At 32.2% G+C, this 13,637-nt stretch carries 8 protein-coding genes; 6 read left to right on the top strand and 2 right to left on the bottom strand.

From position 1 onward, the window contains the following. Positions 1 to 206: 206 nt before the first annotated feature. Positions 207 to 2,660, top strand: a complete 2,454-nt coding sequence (locus ABNT65_RS10895; protein ID WP_348702366.1) for a thiamine pyrophosphate-dependent enzyme — start codon at positions 207 to 209, stop codon at positions 2,658 to 2,660. Positions 2,661 to 2,735: 75 nt separating this feature from the next. Here the strand turns inward: ABNT65_RS10895 and ABNT65_RS10900 are convergent, their stop codons facing one another. Continuing rightward, on the bottom strand, positions 2,736 to 3,500 hold the full coding sequence (locus tag ABNT65_RS10900) for an SH3 domain-containing protein (RefSeq protein ID WP_348745845.1): 765 nt from the start codon (positions 3,498 to 3,500) through the stop codon (positions 2,736 to 2,738). Positions 3,501 to 3,647: 147 nt separating this feature from the next. After that, positions 3,648 to 4,919: a DUF2851 family protein gene (locus tag ABNT65_RS10905; RefSeq protein WP_348745846.1), complete on the bottom strand. Its 1,272-nt coding sequence runs from the start codon at positions 4,917 to 4,919 to the stop codon at positions 3,648 to 3,650. A 39-nt stretch (positions 4,920 to 4,958) separates the two neighbouring features. Here ABNT65_RS10905 and ABNT65_RS10910 point away from each other — a divergent pair, with 39 nt between their 5' ends. The 5 genes from ABNT65_RS10910 to ABNT65_RS10930 all read left to right on the top strand — a co-directional run bounded on the left by ABNT65_RS10910 (position 4,959) and on the right by ABNT65_RS10930 (position 13,617). After that, on the top strand, positions 4,959 to 5,786 hold the full coding sequence (locus ABNT65_RS10910) for a peroxiredoxin family protein (RefSeq protein ID WP_348745847.1): 828 nt from the start codon (positions 4,959 to 4,961) through the stop codon (positions 5,784 to 5,786). An 89-nt stretch (positions 5,787 to 5,875) separates the two neighbouring features. Then, positions 5,876 to 6,505, top strand: a complete 630-nt coding sequence (locus tag ABNT65_RS10915) for an NAD(P)H-dependent oxidoreductase (RefSeq protein WP_348745848.1) — start codon at positions 5,876 to 5,878, stop codon at positions 6,503 to 6,505. 406 nt (positions 6,506 to 6,911) lie between these two features. Further along, complete coding sequence (locus ABNT65_RS10920) at positions 6,912 to 11,828, top strand: GEVED domain-containing protein (RefSeq protein ID WP_348745849.1); 4,917 nt, start codon at positions 6,912 to 6,914, stop codon at positions 11,826 to 11,828. Between the two features lie 192 nt (positions 11,829 to 12,020). After that, positions 12,021 to 13,463 carry a sodium:solute symporter gene (locus ABNT65_RS10925; RefSeq protein ID WP_348702360.1) on the top strand — a complete coding sequence of 481 codons (1,443 nt, stop codon included), beginning with the start codon at positions 12,021 to 12,023 and terminating at the stop codon, positions 13,461 to 13,463. Then, positions 13,456 to 13,617 (top strand): hypothetical protein, encoded by a 162-nt coding sequence (locus ABNT65_RS10930; RefSeq protein WP_348702359.1) that lies wholly within the window; start codon positions 13,456 to 13,458, stop codon positions 13,615 to 13,617. The genes ABNT65_RS10925 and ABNT65_RS10930 overlap by 8 nt, the downstream gene beginning before the upstream one ends. The last annotated feature ends 20 nt before the right edge of the window (positions 13,618 to 13,637 follow it).

Genomic DNA, 13,637 nt, shown 5'->3' on the forward strand with positions numbered 1-13,637 from the left:
GAATAAAAATCAGAAAAATGAGCAGTCTATTTTTTTAGGTTAAAATATATTTTATCCTATGTAAATAAACAGATAAATCATTTTTTAACAAATACTCAGTTTTTAGTTAAAATTTAACGTTTTTTTGATGAATTAACAATAAAAACAAATATTTTTAAAATTCAATTAAAAAAACTATCTTTGTGAGCGTCCAAAACATGATGATTATGACGCAAAACACGGAAATAGCAAATACCCAAAAACTTTCTTTCAACGATTTTAAAAACGAAGTACTTAATGACTACAAAATTGCTCGCATCAGTAGAGAATGTAGTTTTTTAGGTCGACGAGAAGTTTTAACAGGTAAAGCTAAATTCGGAATTTTTGGTGGCGGTAAAGAAGTTCCTCAATTAGCCATGGCGAAAGCTTTTAAGAAAGGTGACTTTAGATCTGGGTATTACAGAGATCAAACTTTTATGATGGCCATTGGTGAACTAACTGCTCAACAATTTTTTGCTGGATTATATGCACATACAGACATTGAATTAGAACCTATGTCTGCAGGTCGTCAAATGGGAGGTCATTTCGCAACACACTCAATTGATGAAAATGGAAATTGGAAAAACTTAACACAACAATATAATTCTTCAGCCGATATTTCACCTACTGCTGGTCAAATGCCAAGATTATTGGGGCTGGCGCAAGCTTCTAAAATTTATAAAAACGTTAAAGAATTAGAAAATCATACTAATTTTTCTAATAACGGAAACGAGGTAGCTTGGGGAACTATTGGTAATGCAAGTACAAGTGAAGGTTTATTTTTTGAAACTATTAATGCTGCTGGAGTATTACAAGTTCCTATGGTAATGAGTGTTTGGGATGATGAATATGGAATTTCTGTTCACGCAAAACATCAAACTACTAAAGAAAGTATTTCTGAAGTATTGAAAGGTTTTAAAAGAGATAATAAAGCGAACGGATACGAAATTTTTGTAGTTAATGGATGGGATTATGTAAAGCTAGTGGATACTTATAACAAGGCTTCTAAGATAGCAAGAGAAGAACATGTTCCTGTACTAATACATGTAAAAGAGTTAACACAACCTCAAGGACATTCTACCTCTGGATCTCATGAAAGGTATAAAACTAAAGAGCGCTTGCAATGGGAGCAAGATTTTGATTGTATTGCTCAAATGCGTAAATGGATTTTGGAGTTTGAATTACAAGACGAAGATGGTGAGATTTTAAAATTTGTAGATTCTGAGGAAACATTAATAAACATTGAAAAAGAAGCTAAAAAAGAAGTAAGTAAAGCAAAACGTGATGCTTGGGCTTCATTTACTGGAGAAATTAAAGCAGAAGCTAAAACAGTTATTAGTATATTAGATAATTTAGCTAATAAAAGCGCCAATAGCTCTTTTATTAGTAAACTTTCTAATGATTTAAAAGCTATTAACGAACCAATTCGTAAAGACGTCATAACTACAGCCAGAAAAGCGCTTAGGTATGTAAAAGATGAGATATTACCTGAAAAAACAGCTTTACAGAATTTTATTAAATCATACATAGATGAGGCTTATTCAATGTATTCAACGCACTTAACAAGTGAAACTGCTGAGGCTACTGCATCTATAACGGAATTGGCACCTACTTATAGCGATGATCAAAAAGTTGTTGATGCCCGTATTATTATGCGTGATAATTTTGAAGCCATATTAAAAAAACATCCTGAAGTAGTTATTTTTGGTGAAGATGCTGGATTCATTGGAGATGTAAACCAAGGACTTGAAGGTTTACAAGATAAATTTGGAGAATTGCGTGTAGCTGATACTGGTATTAGAGAAGCGACTATTTTAGGACAAGGTATTGGTATGGCAATGCGTGGTTTACGCCCTATTGCAGAAATCCAGTATCTAGACTACTTATTATATGCTTTACAAATTATTAGTGACGATTTAGCAACGCTACGTTATAGAACTTTTGGTAAGCAAAAAGCACCAGTTATTATCCGTACTAGAGGGCATAGACTGGAAGGAATTTGGCATGCGGGTTCTCCAATGGGTGGAATTATAAATAATGTAAGAGGTATTCATGTTTTAGTACCTAGAAATATGACAAAAGCAGCTGGTTTTTATAACACTTTATTAGAAGGTGATGATCCTGCTTTGGTAGTAGAATGTTTAAACGGATATCGTTTAAAAGAAGAATTACCAACCAATTTAGGCGAGTTTAAAACGCCAATTGGTGTCGTAGAAACAGTAAAAGAAGGAACAGATATAACTATTGTTTCTTATGGTTCTACACTACGAATTGTTCAAGAAGCAGCTAGAGATTTAACACAGGTAGGCATTAATGTGGAAATTATAGACGCACAGAGTTTATTACCATTTGACATTAACCATGATACTGTAAAATCTGTTGCAAAAACAAATAGATTATTAGTTATAGATGAAGATGTTCCTGGTGGTGCCTCTGCTTATTTACTACAAGAAATTCTTGAAACACAAAATGCTTATAAATATTTAGATAGCAAACCTGCTACACTAACTTCAAAAGCACACAGACCTGCCTATGGTACAGACGGAGATTATTTCTCTAAACCATCTGCAGAAGATATTTTTGAAAAAGTATATGAAATTATGCACGAAGTAAATCCGAGTAAATTTAAAAGCTTGTATTAAAAAAATGATATTACTATAAATAAAAAAGCGATTTTTGATTAACAAAAATCGCTTTTTTATTATGTTTTTTAAACTTTATTTCATCTCTGAATTTTCATCTACTTTAACATCTTCTACATCCACTGCCTTATTTTTAGACTCGTAGTCAGCAATTTTATTTTTAATTACCTCAACAAACTTTGATGATGATAAATCTGGATTTGTAATTACTTCCTGTAACGCTTTAATTCTTTCTGTCATTGTAGACTTAGACATAGCTGTACTTGCAAATTTAGCAGTAGCAATATCTACTGGATCAGCAGAAAAATTTGAAGATTTTATCCAACCTTCTTCAATATACTCTCCTTCTGATCTTTTCCCTTTTACTTGCATCCAATCTCCTTGGATTGCCGTTACAGCGATAATATCCATTACACTATACTTCTTTTCAGTTTTAGTTAATAAATCTGGTCTTTTATACACACTTGCATCTCCCAGCATCACTCCTACTTTACCGTTAACCGCTAAAAAACTTTTTCTAGTCCAACCCTCTTTTCCATCTGTTAACTTTACTTTACAGTACTCTTTTTTTGAAGTATCATCGGTAACTTCATCTCCAGTATACACTACTGTTTCTCCTAAACTTATAGAAGTTATCCATTTTCCTTTAGCTTTTGGAGTTTCTCTTACTGATAATTTATCTAGTAAGCAAATAGCTTCTACTGTCTTTTCAGCCTCCTCAACACTTGTTGCTGTTGTAGATGATTCTGCTGTATTTGTTTGTTTTTTTGAACTTCCGCCTTCTTTACAACTTGTAAACAAAACAGCTACTGACATAATAGCAATAAATAGTTTTTTCATCTTAATTAAATTTGCCGCAAATATATTATTTTATTGTTTCTATCCCTAAAATCTTAATTATGAAATTGTTATTTTAATCACAAGTCCGATAAGCAAAGGGTTAATTTCAGTATGTTTACACCTGAATAGTTCTTTTACTTTATTTTTTTAATTTCTTAATAAATACGTACCTATTACACACTCCGTACATCGTTTTTCATTACAATAGTTATTTTTAAGCTCCAATAAAGCCTGAGACTCCAATGCGTTTTTAGCTTTTATATTTATAGTGTTAAACTTTTTAAGTATGCTGTTTTTTTCTGAATTAATTTGTTGAATTAATTCTACAAAAGCTTCATTATCTAACTGCTTTGTTTCTTGAAAATACACAAAACGTAAAGGTAGTATGGTGTTAATTAACAATAAATCTATAAATGACTCTGTTATTCTTTTTAAACTTGTTTTACTGGTTGTTTGAAAAGTATAATGTTTTTGCCAAAAAGTATCAACCTCTACCTTTAAACATTTATAAAAGTCTTCTAATTTTTCATATTTAATTAATTGTGAAAATAAGTTTTGATGTTGGTGTAATAGCATAATTAATTGAGCTATTCTAACCGTAGGAAAATTAGTGGGACGCATTCTAAAAAAACTAAATTGATTTCCTGATAATGTTTTTAAATTATACTTATGTTTAATATATGCATACTCTTTTTTTAGTTTAAAAAAATACGGTTCTTCACAGTCTTCCTCTAAAAAACCCGCCTGACCAAAAAGTAAAGCAGACAATGCTAATGAATCAAATCTAAGTTTTCTAATTATTGTATAATCTATTGATTTAGCTAAATTAAAAAAAGCTACCCCATTTACTTTTAATCCAAAGTTTTTAGCTAATAATTGAAAAAGTACTGCTTCATAGTCATTATTAGTTTCTCTGAGTAATCCTTTTATCACAACAGCTTTATTTTCTAAACGCTCAAAATAAAGTCGTTCTAACCAATTTTGTATTAAAAAAATATCTACTTTATCCATACTTCTCTCACAGGGTATCCAACGAAGTTCTTTTGAAAATAAATTTCTGTAATTAGCAAGTAGCTTGTTGTTCACATAATTCTTCAATTCCAATGTTGGTAAAGCTTTATCATTCTTCATATAAACCTCTACATCATGTTCCCAAACTATATGCAAAATAACCGCATCATAAGTAGTATTTACTTCATGGTAATGCAAATACCAATCAGATGATTTTAAATGTATCTCTATATTACCTACCCAAGCTTGACCGTTAATCTTTAAATGGGCATTCAAAAAATCAGGCCCTGAATTTTTATTATGACTTCCAGTTTTTACAACTACTATCTCCTCATTTTGAGAAGTATATATTTTTTTAGTTAAAAAAAGTTTATGTTTCCATAGAAAATGTAGAAATTCCTCTTTCATTATAGTGTAATTTAGCAATTATTTTACGACCATAAATGTATGAAAAATTTTATTAAGTCACTTTTTATCAGCGGATTTCCTGTTTTCGCATTAGTCGTATTTATAATCAACTTAATCTCTTTCTCATATACACTTCATGAAATAGGGATTCTTATCTCTTCTTTAAGCATCGTGCTTTTCTTTTCATTACTGTTTATAAAACCTGTTGCTAGAACTTCAAAAAATTTACTTTTTTATTCTACCCCAATAACCTTTGGATTAGCATTAAACTTTATAAACTTTGAAAAAAATAATTTATTAATAGCCGTTTTATTAGCAGTTGGGTGGTTAGCATACCTTACTTGGTATTCTACATTCTCAAAAAGAGTAACCCCTGCACTTAGCATAGGAAAGAAGCTTCCCGATTTTGCCTTAGAAAACAGCTTAAAAGAAAAAATAACAACCAACCAGTTTTCTGGTAACTTTAAAATATTCTTATTCTACAGAGGTAACTGGTGTCCGTTATGCATGGCACAAATAAAGGAAGTAGTTACGCAATACAAAGAATTAAAATCAAGAAATACAGATGTAATCCTTGTGAGTCCGCAACCGCATAAGTTTAGTGAAAACTTAGCTAAAAAACACCAAGTACCATTTCATTTTTTAGTAGACACTAAAAGTAAAGTAGCTAAACAATTAGGTATATTTCATAAAAATGGATTGCCTGCTGGTTTTCAAGTTTTTGGTTACGATTCTGATGTAGTAATGCCTACTGTTATTATTACTAACAAAGACAACAATATTATTTTTGCTGACTTAACAGATAATTATCGAGTTCGCCCAGAACCAGAAACTTTTCTCTCTATTATTGACAATTATAAAGACTAATATATAGTCTTATAATTTTAAATTATTAAAGAACTACTTTTACTTCTTTTTTCTAATGTACTTTTGTGTAGTAAAACTAAAAAAACATTATGAACAGTATTGAAAGTTTACAGTGGCGTTATGCCGTTAAAAAATTTGACGATAAAAAACATCTTTCAGAACAACAAATCAACATTTTAAAAGAAGCCTTCAATTTAACGGCTACTTCATACGGATTACAACCTATAAAATTGGTAGTTGTTAAAAACAAAGAACTACAAGAACAATTAGTCCCTCATTCTTGGAATCAACAACAAGTAGCCCAAGCTTCACATGTTTTGATTATTTGTGTTTCAAGTGAATTAACTACTGCTGACGTTGACAACTATTTTAAGTTAGTTAAAGAAATTAGAAACACCCCTGATGAAATTTTAAATCCTTTTAAGGAAATGCTAACAAATAATATTGCTAGTAAATCTAAAGAAGAACTACATATTTGGATGAAAAGTCAGGCATATATAGCTTTAGGAAATTTAATGACCGTAGCTGCTAATGAAAAAATTGACACTTGTCCAATGGAAGGCTTTGTTCCTGAAAAATATGATGAAGTTTTAGAACTTGCTAAACATAACTTAAAATCTGTTTTAGTACTTCCCGTTGGATTCAGAGCTGAAGATGATTTTATGAAAGACTTAAAAAAAGTAAGAAAAAATACAGAAGATATCGTTATAGAATTATAAATCTTCACATTACGAATTATGAATTTACTCTTTAAATGGTAAAAATTCATAATTCGTAATTTCCTACACAACAACTACATTACTACTTCCCATTTTCTACATCACTAGAAAACATTTCCTTTCTCAAAAAAACACAAACACATAAATACCAGTAAGTTACAAGGATACATATAAATATATGTCTTACAAGTAACTCAAAACCCACAATTAACAAATCCACAATAAAACATTAAACAAACAAAAAATACAATAGCCAAACAATAAAAAAAATAAAAAAAACACACATTTATAACAAAAAAAATAAATAATCGATAAAATAATACCCCCTTCCATTAAGATAGTATCTAACAAAAACAAAAAGTTGAAATAATTTTGTAAAGAATACTAATGATAAAACTCTTCTTACATGAAAAATCAATTAACTATACTCTTAGGAGTATTCGTTTTTGGTTGCGGTTTTTCACAAAGTAATAACTTTTGGAAAAAAAACCTTCAACCCATTCAAAGCAAAAACATTTCTTCTACAAAGAAAAACCTAACAAACTCAAATGAAACCACTTACTCTTTAAGTGTCAACGACTTTAAAAAGGCTTTAGCTCGTTGCCCTAATAGATTCAACTCATTTGGTAAATCTAATGTAATTATAACCCTCCCAACTGAAAGTGGAAAATTCAAAAAATACCGCATAAAAGAAGCGAGTGTATTACACCCTGATTTAGCTAAAAAGTTCCCTGATATTAAATCTTATGTAGGCACATCTGTTAGCGGAGAAAACGAAGTCGTACACTTTAGTTTAAGTAATAACGACTTTAGGGCTATGATTATGAAATCTGATGCCACAATAACCGATATTAAACCTTCTACTATTAATAGTAAAACATATAAGGTTACTTCAAAAACAAATGGATCAGAACCAATTAGCTGTCAAACAATTGAGAGTTCAATTGATTTCTTTTCAGAAAAAAACACAAAGCCAGCTAAAAAATTATCAAAAACAGCCAGAAGGGATGCTAATGACGGGCTTGTTAGAGTATACCGAATGGCCATCGCTGTAACTGGAGAATTGTCTAAAATTTATACGGATAAAGCAAACGTTACCAATGGTTCAACTCAACAAAGGAAAGCTGCTGTACTTGCCGAGCTAAACGCACTCATGACTAGAGTAAACGCTGTTTACGAAAGAGACCTTGGAACTACTTTTGAATTAGTACCTAATATTCTGAATTCCATTTTTCTTGATCCAGCAACCGATGGTATTACACATGGTAATACTGGAATATCTATAAATGAATCTCAAGGTATTCTTGATGCTCAAATTGGTAATGCTAACTATGATATTGGTCATGTTTTAGATTCAGCTGGAACTGGACGTGGAGCTTTAAATTCTGTATGTATTGATAACAAAAAAGCACAAGGGTCTACAGGTGCGCACCCTTTCACTTCTGTCAATGATTATTTCTTCCGTACGTTCGTTCATGAAATAGGCCATCAATTTGGTGCTAACCACTCTTTTAATAATTCATGTGGTGGTAATCGTTTGGACGAAGGTGCTGTTGAACCAGGAGGAGGTAATAGTATCATGGCATATCAAGGTTGTGCTCCTAATTATGATTTAAGGACTTCACATGTTTTTTTTCATGCGAAACAAATCGATGAGATGTGGAACCATATTGTAAACACAGCTGGTTGTGGCACAACAAAATCTGTGGGTAATAGCGCACCAGTAGCCAGTATAGGAGGTAATTATACAATTCCAAGATCTACTCCATTTATATTAGAAGGATCTGCTACTGATGCTAATCCATCTGATCAACTAACATATACCTGGGATCAAATGGATAAAGAAATAGCTCCTATGCCACCGCGTGCTACATCAACAGGAGGTCCTTTATTTCGTTTTAAACCACCTTCAACATCTCCTATCCGATATATGCCTGATCTTGGTACAGTAAAAGCTGGAAACTCTTCTTCTGAATGGGAGGTAACACCTTCTGTTTCTAGAACTATAAATTTTAGATTCACCGTAAGAGACAATCATGCAGGAGGAGGTAATACAGATTCTAGAGATGCTGTTATTACAGTAGCTGGAAATGCAGGTCCTTTTGTGATTACTTCGCTAAATACAAGATTTGATGCTCCTGTTGGTTCTACACAAACAGTAACTTGGAACGTAGCAGGTACTACAGGAAATGGGATTAATGCCGCGAACGTAGATATTCTTTTATCTACAGATGGAGGAAATACATACCCAATAACATTAGCTTCTGCAGTACCTAATGATGGTTCTCATCAAGTTACCATACCCAATAATGAAGGTGGTGTAAATAGAATTATGGTAAGAGGTACCAATAATATCTTTTATGATATTACCAATGCTAATTTTAGCATCACCGACGGAAACTCTGATCCTATGCCTACCAATTATTGTGCTGCAGGTTATCAAGGTAATAACTATATAAAGGAAGTTATTTTTGGAGATATCAATAATACCAGTGAAAATAGTGGGTATTCTGATTTCACCAACCTGGGAACTAACGTTACCAAAGGTCAGCCTGTTACTTTAACAGTTAACCCAGGAATCAATAGTTGGAGCCCTAATTATTTTGGGGCTTGGATTGACTGGAATAAAGATGGAGATTTTGAAGATGCAGGTGAAGAAATCCTGTCAACAACCAATGGTGAAGGTGGTGTAACAACAACTATTGTAGTTCCAAATACCGCAAAAAATGGTGCAACTAGATTAAGAGTACGTTATAAATTACATACTGCTCCTGAACCTTGTGGAACAGCATCAACCAATGGTGACGAAGTTGAAGATTATTTTGTGTTTATTAAAGGGAACTCAACTCCAGACACACAAGCTCCAAGTACACCAACAAATTTAGCATTTTCTAATCTTGAAAGTACTTCTTTAACTTTAAGCTGGACAGCTTCTACTGATAATATAGGAATAGCTGGTTATGATGTTTTCCAGGGGAATACCAATATAGGTACCGCTACCGGAACTTCTTTTGATGTAACTGGTTTAACTAAAAACACATCGTATTCATTCTATGTAAGGGCTAAAGATTTTGCAGATAATACTTCAGGGAATAGTAATACAGTTAATGTAACCACTCCAGATGGTCCAAGTCCAGGTACAGAACCCTGTACTGCTTCTACAACACAAAATAGTACGTTACATATTACGAATGTTAGCTTTGGTTCTATAAATAATAGTTCTACAAATGCTGCTTATAATGATTTTACAACAACTTCTACTAACCTTACAGCAGGGCAAGCAGAAACACTTACTATAGACTTAAATAATAGTCATTGGACACTTAATGATGTAGGAGTTTGGATAGACTGGAATAATAATGGAACTTTTGAAAACTCAGAGAAAGTATATGATCGAAATGGAGCTGGTCCATATTCAGGTAGTGTTACAGCGCCTAATACAGCTGTTTCTAATACTTTATTGCGTATGCGAGTAAGAATAGGATATGGTGGAGCTACTAATAGTGATGAGCCATGTGGTGTAGACACTTCTTTTGGAGAAGTAGAGGATTATTCAGTAGTAGTAAACGGAGGTACAAACCCAACACCAGATACACAAGCACCAACTACTCCTACCAATTTAGCCACTTCTAATGTAACTCAAACATCAATTACATTAAACTGGAACGCATCTACAGATAATGTAGGAGTAACTGGATATGATGTATACCAAGGAAGTTCTTTAATAACAACTGTTACTGGAACTACCTATAATGTCACTAATTTAACAGCTAACACATCCTACACATTCTCTATTAGGGCTAAAGATGCAGCTGGTAATGTATCAGTAGCTAGTAATACAGCAAGCGCCACAACTTCTGGCAATACAAATCCTAATCCTACATTACCAACTGGATATTGTAATGCAGGTAGACAAGGAACTAATGGTATTGGTGAGGTTATTTTTGGCAGCATAAATAATACTAGTGCTAACGGTTCATATTCAAATTATACTTCACAAAGTACTAATGTTACAGTTGGACAAACAATATCATTAACAGTAAACCCTACAATTACATCTTCTAATTGGGGATCTAACGTAGTCGGAGCTTGGGTTGATTGGAATAGAGATGGTGATTTTGAAGACTCTAACGAACAAGTATTAATGAAAACCCCAGGAACGGGAGGACAAACTACCAATGTAACTGTGCCTAGTAATGCTCAATCAGGGGCAACTAAATTAAGAGTGCGTTATAGGTGGGCTAATAATCCTAATCCTTGCGGAACTGCTTCAACTGATGGTGATGAAGTAGAAGATTATACTGTAAATATTGGAGGTGGAACTTCAGACACGCAAGCTCCTTCTAATCCATCCGGTTTAACAGCCTCTAATATTACACAAACTTCTTTAAGCTTAAATTGGAATGCCTCTACAGATAATGTAGGAGTAACTAGTTATCGAATATTTAGAAATAATTCTGAAATAGGAACCACAAGTTCACCATCATTCAATGTTACTGGATTAACCGCTAGCACCAGTTATAGTTTTGCTGTTAGCGCTCTTGATCAAGCAGGCAATCAATCTGCCTTAAGTAATACAATTAATGTTACCACTACTGGAACAACAACACCTACTCCAGATTATTGTACTCCAACAGCAGGAAATCCTACAGGACAACATATCACAAATGTTACTATTGGTAGTATAAATAACAATTCTGGCGCAGGAACCAATGGATACACAGACAACACTTCACAAAGTACTAATATTAGTGGAAGCACTAGCTTATCCGTTACTGCTCAAGAAACTTGGCCTTCAACAAGAGCTTCAGCATGGGTGGACTGGAATAAAGATGGTGATTTTGATGATGCTGGTGAACAGGTTCTTAATCGTTCTGGAAGTGCTACTAATAAAACATATACTACCACAATATCAGTACCTAATGGAATTTCAGGATCTGTTGTTCTTCGTGTAAGAGTAGCCTATTCATCAAGCGCTCCTACTCCTTGTGGTGAAATCTTTTTTAGCGATACAGAAGATTACACATTAAATCTTAGCAGTAGCAGGTTAACAAGTAAAATAGCTATTGCTGGTAGTAACTCCATAATTTCATTTCCAAATCCTTTTAAAGATAAAGCTACGATTGATGTTTCATCTATAGAAAACCATAGATTCACATTAAGTATACATAATATTCTAGGAAAAGAGTTAGTTCGTAAAGATTATGAACAAAACCCTGGTAAAGTAATTATTGGTGAACAAATTGAATCTGATGGACATTATTTTGTTAGAATTCAATCTAAACAAAAGAACAAAATTATACGAATTGTAAAATTAAAATAGAATAGGATACAATCCTTTTATATTCTCCCTCTCTACATAAAACAGAGAGGGATTTTTTTATATAGTTAGTTTGCACTTAACCAATTCTTAATAATTAACCTATACAATAAAGAAACATTTACTAGTAGTGTTCTATAATTATTGATGCATTTCTTTTATTCTTATATTAGCAACATACATAAACCAAAGTTAATGCAACCCTTACATATACTATTACTTATTCTCTCTTATTTTGGTGTACTTATTTTTATTTCTTACATCACTGGAAAATCTGCTAATAACTCTACTTTTTTTAAAGCGGATAATGCTTCTCCATGGTATTTAGTTGCTTTTGGTATGATTGGAGCTTCTTTATCTGGCGTAACATTTATTTCTGTTCCAGGATGGGTGGAAACACAACAAATGAGTTATATGCAGATGGTCTTTGGCTATATTGTAGGATACGCTTTTATTGGTTTAGTTTTACTCCCTCTATATTATAAATTAAACCTAACCTCTATTTATACTTATTTAGAGGATCGTTTTGGAAGGTATTCCTATAAAACAGGGGCTTCATTTTTCTTACTTTCCAGAACTATTGGTGCAGCTTTTAGACTATTTTTAGTAGCCAATGTTTTACAACTTATTTTATTTAATGCCTATGGAATTCCTTTTTGGATTACTGTAACCATTACTATTTTACTTATTTGGTTGTATACATTTAAAGGAGGTATTAAAACCATTGTTTGGACAGATACATTACAAACACTATTTATGTTAATAGCAGTAGGTGTTTGTATTATTATGATAAAAGATGCCATGCAAATTGACAGTTTATTTTCATACGTTTCAGAAAATAAACTATCTAAGATTTTCTTCTTTGAAGATGCTAAATCTGGAAGTTATTTTTGGAATCGATTTTTCTCAGGAGCTTTTATAGCCATTGTCATGACAGGACTAGATCAAGACATGATGCAGAAAAACTTAACCTGTAGAACCTTAAAAGATGCGCAAAAAAATATGTTTTGGTTTACCATTGTTTTAGTTATAGTAAACTTCTTCTTTTTAGCTTTAGGACTTTTACTAACTGATTACGCTGCTGCCAATGGTATTGATGCCCATAAGGATCAACTATTTCCTAAAATAGCCATGAGCGGAAACTTAGGCTTAGCTACATCTTTATTCTTTTTATTAGGATTAATTGCTGCCGCTTATTCAAGTGCAGATAGCGCACTTACCTCTTTAACTACTTCATTTAGTATTGACATTTTAGAAATTGACAAAAAAGAAAATGAAGAAGAAAAAGAAACAACACGAAAAAAAATCCATGTTCTTTTTTCATTATTATTAATAGCTACTATATTAATTTTTAAATATTACATAGCAGATGCAAGCGTAATTGCTAAGATATTTCAGTTTGCAGGTTATACCTACGGACCACTTTTAGGAATGTATGCTTTTGGTTTATTTACAAAATGGAACGTAAAAGACTACTTAGTTCCTGTTGTATGCTTATTTTCTCCTTTTATTGCTTTTGGAATTAACTATTTAACCAATACTTTTTTGAGTTTTGATTTTGAGTTTTTTGTTTTAGTTCTTAATGGATTTATTACCTTTTTAGGACTTCTAATTATAAAAAAATCTACCAATGGCTAAAAAAGGAAAGGCAAAAAACACTGTTAATAAAGCTAAGCATTCTCGATTAATGAAACAAAAGGAAAATAAACTACGTTTAGAAAAACAACGTACCAAAGAACGGCTAAAAGCTATTATAAAAAAGGCTAACGAAACTTCAAAGAATAAAGAATAAATTAAAACCTCAAATTCAAA

The organism is Tenacibaculum sp. 190524A02b, from assembly GCF_964036645.1.
GTDB classification, from domain to species: domain Bacteria; phylum Bacteroidota; class Bacteroidia; order Flavobacteriales; family Flavobacteriaceae; genus Polaribacter; species Polaribacter vairaonense.